This window comes from Helicobacter canis (assembly GCF_008693005.1).
GTDB classification, from domain to species: domain Bacteria; phylum Campylobacterota; class Campylobacteria; order Campylobacterales; family Helicobacteraceae; genus Helicobacter_B; species Helicobacter_B canis.
In genome coordinates this window covers 1-21842 of the sequence record NZ_VXKE01000016.1, presented here as the reverse complement: position 1 = coordinate 21842, position 21842 = coordinate 1, and the positions used below count along the sequence as shown (strand labels likewise).

The 21842-nt window shown below is 47.4% G+C and carries 12 protein-coding genes and 2 pseudogenes; 6 read left to right on the top strand and 8 right to left on the bottom strand.

From position 1 onward, the window contains the following. Positions 1-77 precede the first annotated feature (77 nt). From F4V45_RS05340 to rdgB, 5 genes and pseudogenes are all read right to left on the bottom strand, one after another. Complete coding sequence (locus F4V45_RS05340; RefSeq protein WP_150337469.1) at positions 78-1877, bottom strand: flagellar hook-basal body complex protein; 1800 nt, start codon at positions 1875-1877, stop codon at positions 78-80. 48 nt (positions 1878-1925) lie between these two features. Then, positions 1926-2750: pseudogene (gene flgD / locus F4V45_RS05335) on the bottom strand (flagellar hook assembly protein FlgD); the annotation flags it as partial. A 21-nt stretch (positions 2751-2771) separates the two neighbouring features. Beyond that, positions 2772-5003 carry a flagellar hook-length control protein FliK gene (locus F4V45_RS05330; RefSeq protein WP_150337393.1) on the bottom strand — a complete coding sequence of 744 codons (2232 nt, stop codon included), beginning with the start codon at positions 5001-5003 and terminating at the stop codon, positions 2772-2774. A gap of 198 nt (positions 5004-5201) precedes the next feature. Next, complete coding sequence (locus F4V45_RS05325) at positions 5202-5579, bottom strand: GtrA family protein (protein WP_246145143.1); 378 nt, start codon at positions 5577-5579, stop codon at positions 5202-5204. A gap of 27 nt (positions 5580-5606) precedes the next feature. Next, a complete protein-coding gene (rdgB, locus tag F4V45_RS05320) occupies positions 5607-6230 on the bottom strand; it encodes an RdgB/HAM1 family non-canonical purine NTP pyrophosphatase (RefSeq protein ID WP_150337392.1) in 624 nt (207 codons plus the stop codon). A 120-nt stretch (positions 6231-6350) separates the two neighbouring features. On the opposite strand from rdgB, the gene F4V45_RS05315 reads away from it, so the two are divergent. The 3 genes and pseudogenes from F4V45_RS05315 to F4V45_RS09935 form a co-directional block, all read left to right on the top strand. After that, positions 6351-7685: an MFS transporter gene (locus tag F4V45_RS05315; RefSeq protein ID WP_150337391.1), complete on the top strand. Its 1335-nt coding sequence runs from the start codon at positions 6351-6353 to the stop codon at positions 7683-7685. Then, complete coding sequence (locus F4V45_RS05310; protein ID WP_150337390.1) at positions 7682-8470, top strand: tRNA 2-thiocytidine biosynthesis TtcA family protein; 789 nt, start codon at positions 7682-7684, stop codon at positions 8468-8470. The genes F4V45_RS05315 and F4V45_RS05310 overlap by 4 nt, the downstream gene beginning before the upstream one ends. A 205-nt stretch (positions 8471-8675) precedes the next feature. Next, positions 8676-10658, top strand: a pseudogene (locus F4V45_RS09935) (methyl-accepting chemotaxis protein); the annotation flags it as partial. 371 nt (positions 10659-11029) lie between these two features. Here F4V45_RS09935 and F4V45_RS05300 read toward each other — a convergent pair. Next, a complete protein-coding gene (locus tag F4V45_RS05300) occupies positions 11030-12121 on the bottom strand; it encodes an NAD(P)-dependent alcohol dehydrogenase (protein WP_150337389.1) in 1092 nt (363 codons plus the stop codon). A gap of 86 nt (positions 12122-12207) precedes the next feature. Continuing rightward, a complete protein-coding gene (gene glmS / locus F4V45_RS05295; RefSeq protein ID WP_150337388.1) occupies positions 12208-14016 on the bottom strand; it encodes a glutamine--fructose-6-phosphate transaminase (isomerizing) in 1809 nt (602 codons plus the stop codon). A 186-nt stretch (positions 14017-14202) separates the two neighbouring features. Between glmS and F4V45_RS05290 the strand changes: the two genes are divergently transcribed. The 3 genes from F4V45_RS05290 to F4V45_RS05280 are packed head-to-tail and all read left to right on the top strand — an operon-like array spanning position 14203 to position 20002. Next, positions 14203-15894 (top strand): ABC transporter ATP-binding protein, encoded by a 1692-nt coding sequence (locus tag F4V45_RS05290; protein WP_150337387.1) that lies wholly within the window; start codon positions 14203-14205, stop codon positions 15892-15894. After that, positions 15872-16528, top strand: coding sequence for a metallophosphoesterase (locus F4V45_RS05285; protein WP_150337386.1), 657 nt, complete (start codon positions 15872-15874; stop codon positions 16526-16528). Before F4V45_RS05290 ends, F4V45_RS05285 begins: the two co-directional genes overlap by 23 nt. Before the next feature lie 27 nt (positions 16529-16555). Next, positions 16556-20002, top strand: coding sequence for a DUF2339 domain-containing protein (locus tag F4V45_RS05280; protein ID WP_150337385.1), 3447 nt, complete (start codon positions 16556-16558; stop codon positions 20000-20002). An 11-nt stretch (positions 20003-20013) separates the two neighbouring features. On the opposite strand, the gene F4V45_RS05275 is transcribed toward F4V45_RS05280, so the two are convergent. Then, a partial coding sequence (locus F4V45_RS05275; protein ID WP_150337384.1) for an LTA synthase family protein occupies positions 20014-21842 on the bottom strand: 1829 nt, incomplete at its 5' end.

Genomic DNA, 21842 nt, shown 5'->3' with positions numbered 1-21842 from the left:
GCTTTGAGATAATCTTAACCAAACAAGCCAAGCTAGATCCAAACTAAGCTAGATTCTACTTTATAGATTCTAGCTTGCTACTTCTTCAGTGCGATAGCTTCTTTCACCAAATCATCGCCGGTATTAAACGCCTTAGCATTCATCGAGTAGCCGCGCTGATACAAGATAAGGTTTGTGAGCGCATTACCCACATCGACATTGCTTGTCTCTAGGTATTTATGCTTGATTTGCCCAAACTTTAGATTCCCCTCGTTGTTCCAGCCTAAGATTGGATTCCCGCTTAGGACTCTGTTTTCCCCGCCTAGCGCATTTGTCCCTAGGCTATAAACATTATCGCCCATTTTTTTCAAGCCCTGATCATTGACAAACGCCACCACGCCTAGCCGCCCCATAGGCTCGCTCACGCCATTACTAAATGCTAGAAAAATAATGCCATTTTCATCGATTCTAATATCTTTGAGCGAGCCTTCTGCCTTGCCATCTTGGCTTGCCTCAAGCATTTTAGAGTCCTCATAAGGCAGATTCCTTGAAGTGTATTTATCGCTGCCTGTGATTGAGTAGGTGATCTTAGAGTCTTTGAAGTCAAGCTCCATAGGTGCGGACTCTGGCTTGCCGTCTTTGTCAAATGTCAGCTCTTGCGTTATAGGCTCTTTGCTTATCATAAACTCACCATTAAAGTCATAGACCGCGCTTTGCACAAGCCATTTTTGCGCGATTGGGGGCGTGCTAGTAGGGTCGCCTGCATCAAGCAGATAGTATTCACTCTTTAGCAAAAATTTCTCCCCATCTTCATCATAAATATCAAGTGAAGTAGTGTAGGTGGCGATTTTTAGATCTTTGGACTGCAGCTGCTCATCTTGAGCAAGCGGGACAGCAGAAGTGCTAATGCCTATGCGATTAGAGAGCGCGCCGCCAATTGTTACTTCTAGTGTTTGACTTTGGGGGTTTTTGACATTAAAGGCGAGATTCCCACGCGCCCCAAGTGTTGGAGTAAGCTCTAGCCCGCTTTTTTTAAAGAGCTCCATAAGGTCGCCTATGGTGCGAAACTCATTAGCACTAGCCCCGCCGCTGCCATAAGTGAAGCGCAGGCTCTCCTCACTCTGGCTGCCTTCTTCCCCCTTTTTAATCGTGATGATAATATCCCTAAATGCGCGCGGGTCAAAGGGCTGCCCATCATCATCAGCAAAAGATGCGACATCTTGGCTTTTCACACGCCCTTCATCAATCATACCATTTGGCACAAGAAACTCCTGCGCGCTTTTGAAGTTCGATTTTGCATTGAGATTGACAGCTACATCGACCTTAGTTGTTACCACCGGGTGGAATTTCAGCTCTTGGGGGATTTGTAGCGGTTGCATTTGCCCACTTGGCAGCGTGGAGAGATCTTGCTCGCTAGGAGATGAGGTAAAGACTCCATCTTTGATTTTCTCCAAATTCACACCATAAACATACTGCCCGCTAGAAGTTACCAAATACCCATCAGAGTCGCGATTGAAGCCGCCATTACGCGTGAAGAAAATGGGCTGGGGCATTTCATAGCCATCTTCTTTGACTTCAAAGCTTCCATCTTGCTTCTCCCCCACGACAAACCAGCCCTTCCCCATATAGGCGACATCAAACTGCCCATCACTTGGGTGGTAGTTGCCATTTTTAGTAGAAATAGCATTGCTAGCCCCTGTTGCGCCATAGGAGCGGTCGTTGTTGGTAATGGTGTTGGAGTTTAGCGCATCCATTTGCGCGCTAAAGAGATTCTTAAACTCTGGGATATTTTCTTTAAAGCCATTGGTATTGACATTGGCGATATTGTTTGCGATAGAATCTAGCCCAAATTGGTGGGTCTTCATACCGCTATAAGAGTTTAAAATCGTGTCATTCATAGCCATAATGTCTCCTTACAATCCTGCTCTTATGCCCTAGCGCACCAGCTCTTTATCTTTGTCATAAAACTCAAGCGCAGCACTAAGTGGCAAGATCAGCTCGCCCATACGGATAAGCGGCTTGCCCTTGTCAAATAGCACGCTTTGGATCTCGCCTCGCCCTACGCGCGTGGTTAGGTAGTGGTTGGTCTTTGGATCAAGGTTGTATTCTGCTTCCACAGAGTATGTGCCAGAGTCCATCTGCTCACCCCTGTCATTAAGCCCATCCCAAGCAAAGTCTAAATACCCCTGCTGCCCGTTTTTATCATCAAGCGAAATGCTACGCACAAGCTGCTTAGACTCATCAAAGATTTGCACCACTGCCTTGCCCTTGCTTGTATCAATGGGGCGGTCAAAAAAGAGTGAAAAATGCACCTTGCCCTCCCCTGTGTAATTCACACCGCTTACATCAGTTTCAGCGATTTTGCCCACCATCGCCACACTTTGGAATGCCGAGCTCTGCGCCATTTGCCCTGCTGCTTCAATGCTGCTATCCACGCCCTCGCCAAGTTTGTCCATAGTCTCTTTAAGCGTGGATTGGAAGTTTTTGAACTCTTCATTGCTCTCTTGCATAACTTTCATAGAATCCACCATTTCTTTCATCGCCTTTTTGTTTTCTTCTTGCATTTCTACTTGGGTTAGCTGGGCGGTTTGGGTGATGATTTTCTCCGTCTCCATAGGTGCGGTTGGGTCTTGGTTTTTGAGCTGCTCTAAAAAGAGCTTCATAAAGGCATCTTTATCCAATCCATTGGCGATTTTGGGGGATTTTTCTTGCGTTTTTTTAATCTCGCTTGCTTGCTTTGCTCCTGTAACTTCTGCTAAATCAAGTGCCATACTCTCTCCTTAATTTAGATTCTACGCATAGAGCGGTAGGGTGATTTCCATACCAGGCTCGCTAGAATCCTTCGCCATATACTCAAGCCCAGATTCTAGCCCGCCTTGTGCATTGTCTTTGCTAGCTTGATCATTATTCTGGCTACCGCTGCCAAAGCCACCGCTAGAGTTTTGCGAGAAGCTTAGATCGATACCATCAAAGCCTTGAGCGATAAGACTTTGGCGCAAATCTAGCTGATTTTGCGCAAAGAGCGTGATCGCTTGGGGATTAGAGATGACGCTTATATGCAAGTTATTGCCCCTTTGCGTGATAGTTAGCTCAATGTTGCCTAGCTCTTTTGGATTAAGCTCTAGGGAGATCTTATTCATCGGGGGCTTGAAATTTTTCACTTCTTGGTCAAACTGATTGACAAATGAAGTGATCATCTCTCTTACTTGCGGCTTACTTAGCTCCTGCTTCATAGCACTTGCCCCAAGAGCCGCGCTTGTAGCAAGTTTAGATTCTAGCTTGGATTCTGCCTTTTGCTCGCCTTGCTTGGCAGACTTGGGGGACTTTTCTTGCGCTCTCTCTAGCTCAAGCTCTTTTGGTAGCTCCATATCCGCTAGCTCTAGCTCACTCTCCATTGCACGCGCCAGCTCCTTTGGTGTGCTAGATTCTAGCTCGGCGCGAAGTGGGCTAGAATCTTTGCTAGATTCTGCGCTTGGCATTTGGGCTGTTTGAGCTGCTTTAGCCTTTGCGCGTGGGGCTTGCTCCCTTGGATCTTTGCTAGATTTTTGAGACTCTCTCAATGCTTCTTGCGCGCCTTGCACCAAAGCTGGAGTAGCCATTGCAGCTGCTGTGCTTACAAGCCTCTGCGTTGGCTGGCTTGGGCTAGTGGGCTGGGCTAAAGGCTTTGGACTCTCGCTTACCTTGCTAGCAAAAAGCTCTGCCTTTATCTGCTCTAAGTCTAGCTCCTTGCCTGCGATAATGTCCTTTTGTATCTGCTCAAAGACTCGCTCTTGTCGCTCATTTTTCAGCCTAGATTCTGTGATGTTTTTAGGCAAGGTTTTGCCACGATTGATGATGGCAATCTTCTCCGTCTTGCTCTCAATGGCGTATTCTATGCGATTAGCCTTACTGCTTCTGCGCGCTGCTGCATCAAGCGCATTTGCCACACTAAGCATAGAAAAAAGTGGGCGCAAGCTCTGTTCATCTTGCTTGTCAAAAAACTGCTTGATCCCTTCACTTGCTGGGGCTTGGCGAATACCGGTGCGCGCTTGCACGGAGTTTTTAAACTCCTCTTCTTGCTGGGTAAATTCTGCTTTGCTAGGGTTTAGCCCGAGATCTTGCGCCTTTTGCACCACATCACCTAGCGTTGGCTTGGCTAAGGCATTTGCTGGCGTGGCTTTTGGCGTGCCATCTTGTAAAGGTGCGCTAGTAGGGCTAGTAGGAGCAGCAGGAGTGCTTGGCGCACTAGGCTTTGCAGGGCTTAAGCTTTGGGCTACTTCTTGTGCGCCAGCGACTAGCGCGCTAGCTTGCAGGGCTTGCTGGATCGCATTAGATTCTAGCGCGGTGTCGTTAGCACCGCTAGAATCTAGCTTCGCGCTAGCTCCTTGCGCACTGGGTGTGCTAGATTCTACTTGCGCGTTTGTGCCGCTTGCTTTGGGCTGCGAGCTAGATTCTGCTTTGCTGGCATTTTGCGTGATTTTAGAGAGAAAGCTCTCTTGAGGTTCTTGCTTTGCCATATCATTTAAGCTTTTTTTCTGCTGGGGGGCTTCTTTGGGAGCTAGGGCAGGGAGCGGCGCGCTATCTTGGCTTAGGCTTGGAGTAGCACTTTGCTTTGGCGTGCTGGATTCTAGGGCTTGGGCTAGCATTTGGGGTGCTTCTTTGCTTACACCTAGCGGCTCACCCTTGGGGGCTAATGGAGCAGAAGTAGGCGCACTAGGCGTTGCAGTGGTGCTTGGGAGTGCATTAGCAGTGCTTGGACTCTCTATCTTTGTGCTAATTTGCTTGGTGCTAATTTGCTTGGTGCTAGCTTGTGGGCTTGCAGGCTCTTTGGCAAGCTTTTGGGCAGCTTGTAGATGTTGCGCACTAGCTTTGGCATTTGCCGTGGGGGCGGAAGTGTGTGCTTGCTCTTGTAGTGATTTTTCAAGCACGCTTTTAAAGTCTGGCGCAGGCTCTGCACCGCCCTTACTACTAGGCTTTGCCTTTGGAGAATCTATGGGAAATGGGGTCTTTTTCACCGCTTCGATATGACTTACTTGCTCTAGCACGATTGGTCCTTCGCTTCAAATTTCCCAAGTTCAAAGCAAAAAAAGTTCCATAATTACAAGCTTGCGTGGATACACTAAGACTTGCGATTGCAAACAAGGATTCTAGGGCTAGGCTGATTTAAGATAAATGATTCTAAGGATTACTAAAGATGAATCGCTCAAAGCTGAATCCACCCAAGCAACCCTCAACACCCAAGACTATCTAAACGCCCAAAACTTGCTAATAACATACCCACTTATCGTATAAAACACCGCCGCGATAATTTGCGCGACATACTTATCTATCAATAACACTCGATAGCACAGGATCAGCACACCTAGATTGATGAGATATGCTAGCCCCATAGCCACGCCAAAGCGGATAAGATCTTGCTTGTGGGAGTTGGTGGATTTGAAGGTGAATTTTTTATTAAGGAAGTAGGAGTTGGCAAAGCCCACGGCATAGCCAAGCATATTGGCGATCTCTGGCAGCACACTAAGCCAAGTAAGCGCAAGGATCACCACCCAGCACACAAGGGTATTGATCCCACCGACAATGGCATATTTCACCGCGCTTGTTTGTAGCACTCTTTTCACGCTAGATTCCCATAGCTTGGCTAGATTCTAGGCGTGGACTAGGCGATCGCGGATCTGCTGCAAGGCTTTGTAGCGGTGGGAGAGAGAGTTTTTCACTTCAGAGGGTAGCTCTGCTAGAGTTTGTGAGAATCCATCTGGGATAAACATCGAGTCATAGCCAAAGCCATTATGCCCCCTTTCGTGGTTGATGACTTCGCCCTCACACACACCATTTGCCACATACTCCACATACTCGCCGCGCGATCCCACCCCCACCAACGCCATACAAGTAACAAACTGCGCCTTTGAGCTAGCGACACCACGCTTCTCTAGCTCGATGATAAGCTTGCAGCGGTTCGCGCCATCTTCGGCATTTCTATGCGTGGTGCTAGCATAGCGCGCGCTTTTGACTCCGGGCTCACCACCTAGCGCATCGACACAAATCCCACTATCATCAGCGATCACAAACACGCTATAGAGATTCCCGGGCAAGGCGTTAAACACGGATTTTGCCTTGATTAGCGCATTTTCTCTAAAAGTCGTCCCCCACTCTTCAGGCTCTAGCAGGATATTTGCCTCCTTTTGGCTAAGCACCTGCCCCAAATCTCCAAGCATTTCGCGGATCTCGCGGATTTTGCCATTATTCCCACTAGCAACAATAAATTGAAACATCAAAATCTCCTAATGTATTCTTTAATGTATATGATAAGTCCCTAAAGCACTGCAAGCCAAGCTTTGATAAAAACCAGCTATAATAGCAGATTTAACACAACTTGACTCAAGGATTATCGAATGTTCAAGGCAATTCTTCCCCTAAGCTTCGTGGTATTTCTGCGATTTTTGGGGCTTTTTATCGTGCTTCCGGTTATTTCTTTGTATGCGACAGAGTTTGGCGAGACTTCCGCGATTTTGCTAGGGCTTGCTGTGGGCGGGGCATATCTTACGCAAATCATCTTTCAAACGCCCTTTGGAATCCTAAGCGATAAAATCGATCGCAAAAAGGTCGTTATGGCAGGGCTTTTTATCTTCCTTATAGGCTCTGTTATTTGCGCACTAGCCGATAATATTTACCTACTCATTCTTGGGCGATTTATCCAAGGGGCGGGCGCGATTGGCGGTGTAGTTAGCGCGCAGATCACTGATCTTGTGCGAGAAGAGCAGCGCACAGGAGCTATGGCGATTATGGGTGGGGGGATATTTGCTAGCTTTACGCTTGCTATGCTTATTGGTCCAATCATCGGTGGCTATGTCGGTGTGGCGTGGCTTTTCTGGCTTACTGCTGCACTCACGCTTATTTCAATGCTCCTGCTTGCGCTCAAAGTCCCCCCCACGCCCAAAATCTCCTACTCCTTTGAGCAAGCCCCGCAAAAAAGCGCGCGCAATCGCAATCTCACCATTATGAATTGCAGCTCATTTTTAGAAAAGATGTTTATGACTTTGATTTTTGTCGTAATCCCTCTGTGCTTTGTCAATGAGCTAGGAGCGCATAAAGAAGATTTATGGAAGATCTACACTCCAGCGGCACTTTGTGGGATTTTCGCCCTAGCACCTGCGAGTATTTTGGCAGAGAAATATGGCAGGGCGAAGCTCGTGCTAGGCTATGGTGTGGGGCTGTTTTTGCTCGCATATATTTTGCTTGCTATTGGTGGGGCGGAGAATTATTTATGGCTATTTGTCGTAGGGATCGTGCTGTTTTTCATAGGCTTTGCGACTTTAGAGCCTATTATGCAATCGCTCACAAGCAAGTATGCTAAGGCTCACGAGAGAGGCAGGGCATTGGGAGTCTTTACCACCTATGCGTATGCAGGGTCGTTTGCAGGGGGTGTGCTAGGCGGTGTGCTATACCACCATTTAGGGATTATGTGGATAGGGATTATTGTCGCAGTGATTTGTGTGCTATGGCTAGGCTCTTTTGCTCTGCTAGCAAGCCCCACTAAGCAGAAAAACCTCTACCTCCCCATAAGCGAGTATGATCGCAGCAAGATCTCTACCCTAGAATCTAAAGAAGGCATTATCGAAGTCTATACCAACGACACAGAAGGCGTGATCGTCCTGAAATATAAGAGCGATATTCTTAGCGCACAAAGCGCACAAGAGCTAGCCAGCACCATAAAGAAGCCCCAATGACAGCCCCCATCACTCCCACCATTAGCAAAAAGATCTTAAACATCGTAGGGCGCACCAATGCCAAATACCGCCTAATCCAAGAGGGCGATAGAATCCTACTAGGGCTAAGTGGGGGCAAGGACTCTATGCTACTTGCCACAATCCTTGCGTATATGAAGAAGCACGCGCCTTTCTCTTTCGACTTTAAGGCAGTTACGATTGATTATGGCAGGGGTGGGGAGTATGAGTATATCATCAAGTATTGTGAGCAAAACAATATCCCCTATGAGCGAATCCGCACAGATATTTATAAGATTTTAGAAGAGCACAAAAGAGAGGGGACAATTTACTGCAGCTTTTGCTCTAGGATGCGCCGAGGCAGTCTCTACACACTTGCCCTTGAGGGCGGCTTTAATAAAATCGCCCTAGGACATCACTTAGATGATGCGGTGGAGAGCTTTTTTATGAATCTTAGCTTTAATGGCGCGCTGCGCTCTATGCCGCCCATTTATCGCGCGCAAAATGGCTTGTATGTCCTGCGCCCGATGATTTTTGTGCGCGAGCGGCAGATCCGCGACTTTATCGCTAATAACAACATCTACATAGCCCCTGATTGCAACTGCCCCATAAATTGGCTCCCTGAAGATAAACGCCCAAAATCTAGGGCAAATACCAAAAAAATGCTAGAAAACCTCGAGCTTGAGAATCCACTTTTATTCAAATCGCTCAAAAACGCCTTTAGTAACTTGCACGCAAATAGCTTTAGCGATGAGCGGTTTTTAGACCCGCAAGACTCACAAGGGTAGAATCTAGCCTTTTTAGATTCTACCTCGCACAAAATAAGTGCAAAATGCCACTTTATAGCAAGCAGTGTGAAAAATATGGCAAGTTTTCTTGGTCTTCCTTGCGTTTTTTTTTTTTTTTTTGTGTTAAATTCTGCGGTTTATAGCTTTACAATGCTTTTGGCTTTTGCTTTTACCAAAATCACTGCAAAACTTACAGGAGGCTTCTATGCTAAAAAACCTAAACCTAGGCACAAGAGTATCGCTACTACTTGCTGCTATCATCATCGTATGTATGGCGACTATGACTTTCGTCATCATCGGCTCTTCCACCGCTATCCAAAAGCGCGAGGCGCAAAAGCTCCTTAGCAATGTCTCCTTGCGTATGAGCAATTTGCTTAGGGGAAGTGTGAATCAAACCTTCGCATTTCTTGATGGCGTGCATAACTCTATCGAGGCAAATTTGAGTGGCGGCACAGCCACAGAAGCCGAGCTAGAAAAAGTCATCGAAGATATGCTAGATGCCAACGACAACGCCAACTTCGGCTACTTGTATCTTAAGCACTTCAAGCCCTCCAAGTCTATCAACACCCTGAAAAACGGCGAGTTTATGATCGTGCGAGGCGATAGCGATATCGACAACAAAGGCGGGCTATACACAATCCCAGCAAGCGAGCAAATCCTGCAGTCCCAAAGTCTGCAAAAAGCCCTAAAAACACAGGGCAACACCATCGGCACACCGACTTTCGCCGATCTTGATGGCAAGGGGCAGAAGCTACTCTCTGGGCTCAATATCCCTATCAAAGACAAACAAGGCAGGGTTATAGGGGTCTTGGGGCTAGTGATAAGTATGGATCGAGTAAATTCTTGGATGCAAAATGGCAATTTGAGCGTGTTTGATGGAGACTATCGCTTCATAATGACAGAAGATGGCGATATAGGCGTGCATCCAAGCCAAGACGCGCTTGGCAAAAACATTTTAGAAGTCAATACCGATGAGCACGCCCAAGCCCTAAAGCAAGTCGCCAAAGCTCACGACTCAGGCATTTATGAATACAAAACCATAGACAAAAGAGACGCGCTAGTAGGGCTATCCTCCTTGCAGCTCTACAACACAGGGACATATTGGAGTGCTATGGTGGTAGCCCCGCTAGATGTGATTATGCAGCCGGTGTATTCTCTGCGCAATTTGATCGTGCTATGCGTGGTGATTTCCCTGCTGATTGTGATCATCTCTGTGTTTTTCTACATCAAGCAAGCAGTAGTCTCGCGGCTCAAAGTCGTCTCAAATCTGCTAGTAAATTTCTTCAAATACCTAAACCACGAAACAAGCACGCCGCCTAGCCTTGTAACCCCAAAGGCAAATGACGAGATAGGCGGTATGGTGCTAGCGATTAACCAAAATATCGCCAACACGCAAAAAGGCTTAGAGCAAGATAAGCAGGCAATCGCCCAGTCTGCCCAAACTGCCAAGGATATAGAGTCTGGCAAGTTTAGTGCTAGGATCGCCGCTATACCCCATAACCCCCAGCTAGTGGAGCTAAAAAATGTCCTAAATGCTATGCTCGATGTCTTGCAGAACCACATCGGGCGCGATATGAACGAAATCCAGCGCGTGTTTGATAGCTTTGTAAGGCTTGACTTCACCACAGAGATCGCCAATGCAAATGGGCGAGTCGAGCTTGTAACCAATACTTTGGGGCAGGAGATTAAGAAAATGCTCAACTCTTCAGCAAGCTTTGCCAACTCGCTCAATGAGCGATCAAACGAGCTAGCAGAGTCTATGCAGCGGCTCACAGAGTCTAGCTCCCAGCAAGCAGCAGCACTAGGGCAGAGTGCCACCGCCGTGGAAGAAATCAGCTCCTCTATGCAAAATGTCAGCTCCAAGGCACAAGAAGTAACCCAGCAGACAGAAGATATCCGCAATATCGTGGGCATTATCAAAGACATCGCTGACCAAACAAACTTGCTAGCGTTGAATGCCGCCATTGAAGCAGCGCGCGCTGGAGAGCACGGGCGGGGCTTTGCCGTGGTGGCAGATGAAGTGCGCAAGCTTGCAGAGCGCACTACAAAGTCTCTAGGCGAGATTGAAGCCAATGTCAATCTGCTTGCCCAAAGTATCGTAGATATGAGCGAGTCTATCAAAGAGCAGACCGAAGGGCTAGCGCAGATCAATGAGTCTATCGCCCAAATCGAGGGATCGACCCAAGAGAACGCCACCATCGCCAGCCATACAAACGACATCACGCAAAAAGTCGGCGACATCGCAGAAGAAATCATCAAAGATGTCAATACCAAGAAATTCTAATGCGCTCAAGCTGCCTAGATTCTAGGTAGCTTGAGATCCCTTAAAGGTAGATTCTAGTATGGATTCTAAAGAAGCTACGCTTTGCCACGCCGCCGTTGTCGGCTCGCAATGACAAAAAGTAGATTCTAGCTAGAATCTACTAGAATCTAAACGCGCAAGATCAAAGTGATAACGCTAAGCTAGGGCTAGAGGCAGGCTCTAGGGACACCCTTACAGCAAGCCTTGTGAATCTATCTCTTAGATTCTAGCCTTTTAGACTCTAGCCTAGAGCCGCACTACCCCTCCAAGCTTTTCATATCAATCACATAGCGGAATTTTGCCTTGCCACTTGTGAGATTTTCATAAGCTGTATTGATATCATTTACGCTAATGACTTCTACTTCTGGGTAGATTCCCTGCTGCACGGAAATATCTAGCATTTCTTGCGTCTCTTTTATGCCGCCAATAAGTGAGCCATACACCTTTTTACCCGCAGAAAAAACAAGCCTTGTTACATCAATATGCGTTTTTAGCTCCACAGGCGGCAGCCCAACAATTGCCATTTCACCGCCAAACTTCAGCAAATCCACATAGCTATTGACATCATAAGCCGTAGGAATGGTAGAAATGATAAAGTCAAATCGCTCTTTGCACTCACTTGTAGCAGTGTAAAGGGCTTTGACACCTAGATTCTTAGCCTCTTGAGCCTTAAGTGTATTTCGTGCAAACACACTCACTTCCGCCCCAAGATATAGGGCGTATTTCACCGCCATAAGCCCAAGTCCGCCAAAGCCTGCTACTGCGACTTTATCGCCCCTTTTTATCTTGCTAAATTTTAAGGGGCTATAAGTGGTGATACCTGCACAAAGCAGTGGAGCGACCTTGTCTAGTGGGGCATTTTGCGGCACTTTTATCGCAAAGTTTTCACTCACAACGATATTGTTTGAGTAGCCCCCATAAGTTGGGGCATTATCGTGGAAGCAATCAAGGCAATCATAGGTAAAAACCGCCTTGCCATTCTCGCAAAACTGCTCTTGACTTTGCTTACACGCAGCGCACTCACCGCAGGAATTTACCATACAGCCAACCCCCGCATAATCGCCGATCTTAAACTTACTCACATTTTTACCCACAGCTACCACACGCCCAGCTATCTCGTGCCCGGGGACCATAGGGTAGATTCCCTTCCTCCATTCACTTCTAGCAGAGTGTATATCGCTATGGCAGATTCCAGCATACAGAATCTCAAGTAAAATATCATTCTCGCCCATCGCGTGGCGAGTGAAGTTAAAGGGCTTAAATGTGTCATCTTTGTGCGTAACTGCATAGCCTTTTGCACTGATTTTTTGCCCATTGTTGGCTTGGGCTAGATTTTCTTCTAAAAGCATAAATTCTCCTTGCAATATGATAGATTCCTAGAATCTAAAAGATATTATAAAGCCTGACACCTAGTGTCTCTCAAGCTAGATTCTAGCTACTCCACGGTAACAGACTTAGCAAGATTCCTTGGCATATCCACATCATTGCCCAGCCGCACAGAAATTTCAAGGGCTAGCAGCTGAAGTGCCACCATCATAGAGAAAAACTCCTCCATATAGCTTTGGGCAGGATCGATTTTGATCCAATCATCTGCGAGCGCGAACTCATCTTGAGAAATCGCACAAATAGTCGCATCTCTAGCACTTAGCTCCTCGACATTAGAGGCGATTTTCTCATAGAGTAGGTGCTTTGGCATAAGGGCTATGGTGAAAAGATTAGCATCAACGAGTGCGATAGGTCCGTGCTTCATCTCCCCGCTTGCATAGCCTTCAGCGTGCAAGTAGCTAATTTCTTTAAGCTTTAGCGCACCCTCTAAGGCTAGCGGGTAGAACACATCTCGCCCGATGAAGAAAAATCCATGCCCGTGCAAATACCGCTTGGAGAGCCTTTTAAGCCGCTCGTGCAAGGTTGGGCTAACCTTGGTCGCAGAAATGGCTGCAATCATACTTGCGCGCTCACTTTTGCGCCCTTTCTCATCAATCACCCCGCGCAAAATCCCCAAAAACACGCTTAGAATCCACAGCAGCATAACTTGCGTGGCAAAGGCTTTGGTGCTAGCTACACCCTTTTCTATCCCAGCACGCGTGAGCAGCACCGCATCTGCTTCTCGCACGATCGAGCTATTATCGACATTGCAAATAGCTAGCGTGCGCAGTCCTTGGGATTTAGCAAGCTTTAGGGCTTCTAGGGTGTCAGCCGTCTCGCCACTTTGGGAGATTACGATAAAGAGTTCATCACGCAGTAAAATGGGCTTAGCATAGCGCAGCTCACTTGCAAGAGCGACATTGGCACGCACTTTTGCTTTGCGTTCTAGGAGATATTTGCCAACCATTCCTGCGTGGTAGCTCGTCCCGCACGCGCAAATACTTATCTCACTCACATTCTCAAACAGCCTAGAATCTAGCTCATCAAGCCTAATGCTATCTTCTCTCACTCTGCCCATCATTGTCTCTAAAAGCACTTGCTCTTGCTCATAGATTTCTTTCTCCATAAAGTAGCGGAAGCCATTTTTCTGCGCATAGGATTTAGAGTGCGTTAGAGCTGCTTTGGGCTCTAGCTTAGGTAGGTCAAGCGAGTCTCCCACTGCGCCATCTTCTAAATACACCACCATATCCACAAGCCCAATCAAAGGCGCGTCCGAAGAGGCGAAAAATACTTCCCTGTCAATATTTGGGCTCTCTAAGCTTGCCTTTGTCGCGCCAATGATCAAAGGCGCACCACTTTTAGCATAAAAGATCCTATCAGGTGCAGCTTTTGTGATAAGTAGCGTAGCATACGCGCCTTGCAAGCTTTGGGCTGTCTGCTCCCACGCAGCTCGCGCATCTTGCGCTACTTTTAGATTCTCTTCAAACAAATGCACAATCACTTCTGTATCTGTCTGGCTCACAAAGCTATGCCCCTTTGCTATCAAGGAGTCTTTTAGCTCTTTATAGTTCTCAATAATGCCATTATGCACGACATAGCTAAACTCCCCTGTGTGGGGGTGGGCGTTTGCCTCTGTGGGCTTGCCGTGTGTAGCCCATCTTGTGTGCGCTATACCTAGCCCAAATCCACTAGAGCTAAAGTCTTTAGTCTTTTGAGCTAGGTTGTGCAGCTTGCCTGTGGCTTTAAAGCCTAGAAGCTCGCTATTATGTAACACCGCAAAGCCAGCAGAGTCATAGCCCCTATACTCCAGCTCCTTTAATCCACTTAGCAAAACTTCTCTTTTTTCCTTTGTGCCGATGTAGCCTACAATTCCACACATATTCTCTCTCCACACATTTATACACGCAAACTACGCGCTAAGTCGCGCATTGTAGCGAAATTTCCCTTCTATAAATCTACGCAGACCCCCAAGCGGAGCTTAGGGTTGTAAAAAAATGCTAAAATACCGAATTTATATCCCTTAAGATTCTAGCCGCTAAGCCAAAGAGTGTGGCAAAGGTTTGCAATGAAAAGTTTCTATACACGCTTTTATCCCTATATCAAAGACTACTATTTCTTTTTCTTCTGTGCGATTTGTGCAAGTGCTATCAATGCGGGCTGCACGGCATCTGCTACCTATCTTGTGAAACCTGTGCTAGATAAAATCTTCACCGAAAAAGATGCGGCTATGCTGCTACTTTTGCCAGCATTGTTTATCGCAGCGTATTTTGGCAAGAGTGTGGGAGCGTATGCGCAAAACTTCTTTGTCAATTATATTGGGCTAGATATTGTGCGCAGAATCCGCGAAGATGTCCTAGCCCATATGCTGCGGCTGGATTTAGAGTTTTTCAACAAAATGCGTAAAGGTGAGCTAATCGCACGCATTACGAATGACATAGGGCTAGTGCGAGCGGCGGTGTCAAACTACTTTGCCGATTTTATGCGCGAGAGCCTTACGATTATCGGGCTGCTTTGCGTGGTGATCTACCAAAATCCACGCCTTGCCTTTTACTCACTTGTGGTGCTGCCCCTTGCTGTGCTGCCTATTCTAATAATTATCCGCCACTTAAAGCGCATTTCACGCAAAACACAGGAGAAAAACAGCGACATCACCGCTAAAATCACTGAAGTTTTTAATAATGCTGAAATCATCAAGGCAAACAATGGCGAGAAAATCGAGCTAGAGCATTACAAAAGAGAGAATCTACACTTCTTCAAGCTTGGCATTAAAGCCACGCTTATAGGCGGGCTTAATGGTCCTATTATGGAGACTTTGGGGGCTGTCGCCATTGGGGTGGTGATTTTTGTGGGGGGGAGTGAGGTTATCGCTGGAAATATGACAACAGGCGAGTTTGGCTCCTTTACCACGGCACTTTTTATGCTCTATACGCCCATCAAGCGCGTGATAGGCATTATCACAAGCTTTCAAGACGCACTTGTAGGGGGGGAGAGAATCGGGCAAATTTTAGACCTGCGCCCAAATATCATCGATGGGGATAAAACCTTGCAAGCCCCATTGCAAGAAATTGCTATCAACAATGTGCATTTACACTATGATGAAGTTGCTGCACTCAATGGCGTGAGCTTAGAGGTTAAACGCGATGAGATCATTGCACTTGTGGGCAGAAGCGGCAGTGGCAAAAGCTCATTAGTCAATATGATTTTGCGCCTGTATGATCCAAGCTCTGGGGAGATTTGTATCAATGGCACCAATATCAAGCACTTCACGCAAAAAAGCCTGCGCGATCATATCACTATCGTAACGCAGCGTATTTTTATCTTCCACGATAGCATTGCTGCTAATGTCGCCTATGGACAGGAGATCGATGAAGCACGCGTGATAGAGAGCCTGAAAAAGGCGCAGCTCTGGGAGTATGTGGAGGCTTGTGAAAATGGAATCTACACAATGCTTGATGAGTTTGGCGCGAATCTTAGCGGCGGACAAAGGCAGAGGATCGCCATTGCCCGAGCGATTTATCGCGATTGTGATGTGATTATCTTTGATGAAGCCACAAGCGCGCTAGATATGCGCACAGAAGAAGCTATACGGGAGAGCATTGACACGATCAAAAAAAACAAGATCATTATCCTAATCGCGCACCGCCCAAGCACCATCTCCCTAGCTTCGCGCGTGTATTGCCTAGAAAATGGCGTTATCACTGACATCACCACCCCACAAGGATTTTTAGCACACAATGAAGCACCACATAACGCTTGATACCTTTGTCATTTCCGATACACACTTCGGGCATAAAGCCGTGATGAAAAAGGAGCCTATCCGCAAGCTCGCGCTAAAATCTAGCGGCTTTACGCGCTTTGATGAGCTGCAAGTCTATCGCTGGAATGCCGCTGTGGGCGCAGATGAAAAGGTGCTGCATTTAGGGGATTTATACTTTGATATGGGCTATACATATCTACCGCGCCTACACGGAGAGAAGCTGCTCATTGTAGGCAATAATGACATTGGCAAGTTTGAGCGTGTAGAGAAAATGCACGAGTGGCAAGTCTGCCACAAGCTAAAGCTCCAAATCCCTGAAGCAAAACGCGTCAAAGAGCGACTTAAGGCAAAGTTTGGCAAAGCCCAGCTCAAAGACCCTTATGCCAATGCCATTGTGCTAGACCTTGGCAGTGAGCGCGTGATGTTTAGCCATTTTCCTGTGTTTAACCGCAAAAAAGATGATCGATTCTACCTAGCGCGCGATGTGCTTGATGAAGCGTATAAAATCTGTGATTGCAGTCTCAATATCCACGGACACACGCATACCAAAAAGACTTATAACCGCTTTTGTGTCAATGTCTGCTGCGAGGAGCTAGACTTCACACCTGTGCGCCTTAGGGAGATTGTGCGCTAGAATCTATAATAATAGCAAGGAGTATTGATGGAACTTGTGGTTGTGCTGGTTAGTATTTTTATAGTGTTTTTGTTTCTTGGTGCGGTGTATGGGTTTATCGCCCACTCTAAGGCGCAGCGGTTTGCTAGAGATTTGGAGCTCGCACATAGTAAGCTTGGGCGCGTGCTGGCAAGACTAGAGAAGCTAGAATCTAGCTTTTCCCTATCACCACAAGCTGATAAAATCGGCGCGGCGATCCACGCGCAACAACAAGGCGAAAAAGTGGATTCTAAGAAAAACGCCCAAAATAGAGAAACCCTAGAATCCACTTTTGAAAAAACGCAAATGGATTGCCACGCCTTGCCTAGCGGCAAGGCTCGCAATGACAGAGGGGCGGTGGATTACCACGCAACCGCTAGCACGCTTGCTCGCAATGACAGCACAAACACCGCCCACAATGGCGCAAAAGTGGATTCTAAGAGGTCGTGCGATTCTAGCCCACAAGCGCAATCCCACGCTAAAGATTCTAGTAAGCCCCAATCCACAGCACACCCAAGCACACAGCCTACCCCCAAATTCCAACGCCTCCTCCAAACATTCACGCAAAACAGCCTTGCCCTGCTTGGTGGCATATTTTTTATCCTTGCGGCATTTTTCCTTGTCAATTACTCAATCAATCACTCCCTTATCACGCCCCAAGTGCGCATAGGCTTGAGTCTTGCCTTTGGCGTGCTGCTGCTTGCGTGTGGGTTTCTCTCCACGCTTTATCAACACACACTAGCAAGGAAGCTCCAACGCCTAAGCCATAAATCCCCCTCCATAATCGCCCAAACCTGCATTGGCGCAGGGCTGGTGGTGGAGTTTCTAGCAGTGTATGGGGGGTATTATTTTTATAGATTTTTTGGGCTTACAGGGGCATTTGCGCTGCTGGCATTTATCGCGATATTTGCGCTTGTTTTGACCCTGCGCTATGGGGTGGTGATAGGGATTTTTGGCGTGCTGGGGAGCTTTAGCACGCCTGTGCTGCTCGCAAGTGGGGCGTATCACGCTACGATGCTCTTTGTCTATGTGCTTGTGTGCTATTTTTTCGCACTTAGCATTGCGATAAGAAGCAGGCAATTTGCGATATTTCTCATCGCAAATGTGTTTGTGCTAGGCTATATGCTAGATTTTGTGCTCTTGCGTGAGGTGGGGCGAGGCGCGCTTGTGCTGCTTGTGTTTGTGGTTGTGGCACTGCTTGGGGCGCATAGTGTTTTTGCACTTATGTATGCGCCTACGCTATCTACAAATAAGCAAGCACGCAGTGGAGAGTCTAGCAAGGCTATGTCATTGTGGCGCAATGCTTTGGGGCTTAGCTTGGCATTCTCTGCGCTTGTGCTATGCGTGGGGATTGCTGGGATTTTTGCGCGATTTGGCTATATGGATTTTGGCACGCTTGAGCTAGCGTTTTTGGCATTTGTGATGGCGTGTTTGTTCGCACTCCCAGCACTCACGCGCTTTGCACGCTATCCTATTAGCCCACTTTATCTAAGCCTGCCTATCCCCTTTGGCATTGTTATGCTCTGCTTTGTGATTAAGACTGCTGGGGCAAGCACGCTGGTGGCACTTGGCTTTATGGTAGGCATAGTGGCGGGGCTTTATGTCTATGTGCGCTTTAGGGATTTAGCTTGTGGGCTAGAATCCGCTTGCATAGATGTGGATTGCCACGCGGAAAATAACGCTCGCAATGACGCAAAAAGCACTTCTGGTGCAAAAGTGGATTCTAAGAGATTTTGGGATTCTAAGATTGTGCGGCTAGAATCGTGGTTTTTCAAGGCTTGCAAGGAGATAAGACTAGGCTGTCTATCGACGAAGCAAGCCGCAGAAATCCGCGATTCTAGCCCACAAGCTGAATCCCTTGCTAAAGATTCTAGTGTGGTGCGTATGCGCGTATGGTATCTATGGCTTATGAGCTTTAGCGCGCTATGCTTTCTCCTACTCTCCACGCAGATTGCCTGCCTTGATTGGATTGAGAGTGCTGGCAAATATGCGATGTGGATTCTAGGGCTTGGGGTGTTTGGCTGGGTGTATCGCGCGGTGGTGGTCTATGGGCTCACACCCTATCGCGATGTGCTGCTGCTTGTAAGCGCGTTTGGCGCACTTGGGGCACTTGGGCTCATTGGCGATGATCTCTTACACACGCTTCCGCGGACGATGAGAGTCTCTCTGCTCTGGCTTGCAAGCGGTATTTTGCTAGCCCTGCTTGGGCGCACAAGGATTCTGCCTAGGGGGATTAGCGGCTTTGAGTGGGTGTTTGCTGGCTTTGGGCTGCTGGCGACTTGGGCGCATATTGTAGAGATTGATTTGCTCTATGGGCTATTTGGCAGCTTGCGCGGCTCGTATCTGCCAGAGCTTGGGGTTTTTATGCTTGTGAGTGCGATAAATCTCTGGCTTTTAGCGCGTGCGGTGGATTCTCCTGCCGCTTCTCCCTCTGCCTCTCTCTCCACTTCACGCCGTGGGATTTTCGCTGCTCTAGCTGGGCTGCTACTTTGGGAGATACTCGCGCTCATCAATCTCTGCGCACTTTGGATTGTGCGACATTGGTTTATGGGGTTTGATAATTTCTTTATGCGCGAGAGCCTATCGCGCACGCTGGTGGTTTGTGCGGTGTTTGCCATCGCATTTGGTGCGCTTACAATCAGTGGCAGAGTGCGCACAAAGCAGAATCTAGCCCAGCAGAGCCAGCTAGCTAATCACTCATCTCACCAAAAACCTTTGCACCAGAATCCACTTTGGATAAAGTTTTACACGCGCTCAAGCCTAGTGCTTTTTGTCTATGGGCTTGTGGGATTCTGCTCGCTACTTCTCTCCTATAAGGGCTATACCTATGCCTATGCCGCAGTGGAGCTAGATATGCTCCAAGCCTTAAATCAGCTCTTTATAGCAATCATAGCGCAAGTGGTGCTTGTGGGGCTAGCTGGAGTGCTGTGCTTGTGCTACACAAAATCCCTAGCCACATCGTGGCACGCGCAAGGAGCAAAAGACTCTAAAAAGGATACTAAAGACTCCGCTACATTTGCACGCTTCTCACTGCAGCTCATCGCCAATACCGCGGCTCTTGTGGGGATTGTGGGTGCGCTGGTGTATGCGATACGACTATGCTTTGCTGGGAGGGGGGATATTTTCTTTGGCGATATAGTGATAGGCGATAGGAGCTTGCACTATGAGTTTGGGAGTGCTGGGTTTGGTGAGATTGAGCTATATACCTACTCTATCGCGCTAGTGCTGCTTGGGATTATTATGCTAGCGGGGTATTTCATCTCGCGCTATAAGGTGTATAAAATCTATGCGTTTGTGCTCTTTGGGGCTGCCACACTCAAGGTCTTTTTCATCGATACAAGCAGACTTGATAGCCTAGCAAAGATCGCGCTATTTGTCTGTATGGGCGTGCTGTTTTTAAGCGTAAGCTATGTGTATTCGAAATATGTCTCTAGCAAAGAGCGCGGCTCTAGCTAGAATCTAAAAGCCTAGTGCAGCTCTTTAGTGCTATCAAACTCCCAGAATCGCTCATACACGCGCGAAGGCTTGCTAAGCTCTGTGGCAAGGCTAGATTCCCCCAGCTGCTCAAGGAGCGTGCGCTCATAGAGAGGGTTGCGCCCTAGCCCAAAATCGCGCGTAGGGATAGCGATAGAATCTAGCAGCAATGCTGTGATGTCAAAGTGGCTAAGTAGGCGGGATTTAGTGAGATTTTGCGTGGGTGGCTTGGTGAAAGCTGGATTGATAAAGGCGTTGTAGATACTTCTGCTTGTGCCATCTTGCACAAATCGCTGCTGCATTGTGAGATGATCACCCAGCAAGACTAAAGTCGTATCCTTTGCCAAAGGACTTTGCAAAAACCACTGCACAAAATCCCCCACAATCTTATCTGAGCAGTGCAGGGAGTTTGCATAGCTTGTGGGGAGATCGCAGTAAGCTTTATCCACAAAGCCCGGCGCGTGCGTATCGGCTGTTAGCACATAAAAAGCAAAGGGCTTTTTGTCCTTTTTAGCGGCATACTCTTGCAAATATTCTTTGACATAGGCAAAAAGCACAGAGTCTTTCACGCCCCAATCATTACGATAATCCTCAAAGCCCTGCGCGTAAGCCTCTATGGAGCTAAGATCATTCATAGGGATACTATGTGAGGCAAAAAACCCCCTAGACCCAGCGAAATCTGCATTCGCCCCGCGGAAAAACGCCTGCTCATAGCCAAGCGCGCTAAACACATCGCCCAAACAAGTAGCCGAGTGCAAGAAGTAGTGCGCGACACTATCATTAAAGCCAGCATTAAATGGCAGCCAAGTTTGCGGGAAAGCGCAGTTGTAGGAGATTAGCCCTGCAATCGTCCAGCCTGTGCCTGTAGTTTGCCTAATATGGCTAAAACTTATCCCGCTTGAAGCTAGGGAGTTTAGATTCTGCGTTAGCTCGGCAAAGGGCAGAGAGATTTTCACAGCAAAATCTCTGGCATCATTGCTCCCAAAGGTCGCCTCCATAGACTCCATATAAATCACAAGTAAATTTCTAGGCTTTTGTATTGTAGAGAAGCTCTGCTTGATAGATTCTATATCAGGGGCTTTGTAGTAGCTCTCATAGAAGTTTGCATAGGTTTTATGCACCTTGTTGCTTGCGATAAACTCGCTAATTTTGAGCTTTTTGCCCACATAATTCCAGCCATATACACTAAGCAGGGCGATAAAAACATAGCGCGCTATCAAGGAGTGGCTACGCACGAGCTCTTTACTCCACAAAAACAAGCGCGCACAGATCTCATAGCTCGCCACAAAAAGCCTAGCCGTGCCACTAGGGTATGTAAGAGCTAGCGAGATAGCAAGGCTGGGCAAGAGAGCAAGAGCTACAAAAGAGAAGATAAAATCTATATCCACTCCATTTGGCGCGACAGGGAAGCGCAAGTGGAAGATGATTTGCGTAATATCCACCTTGCCAAAGAATCTACGCACCCACAGCGTGGAGAAAAATGGGAAAAATGTGCAAAAGCTAAAGAGAAAAACCCCAGCGCGTGCAAAAAATGCTTGGGTGAAAAGTGTTGGGGCTTGATTTTCACTATCGCTGTGGGATTCTAGGGGTTGTGTCTGTTTTTTATCAACGCTTTTGGATTCTAATTGCTGTTTTTGTTCTAGGATTCTAGGAATCGCGGTATTGCTTGTGCTGTTTTTCACAAATTTTGAGAGGGAGCTAGACTTGAGGTCTGCGGTTCTCTCAAAATTTGTGAAATCAGTGCAATGATTACCCGAAGCCGAATCCTTTAGATTCCCCCCCCCCCCCCCCCCCCTCCTCGTCCTTTTCCCCTTTTTCTTTT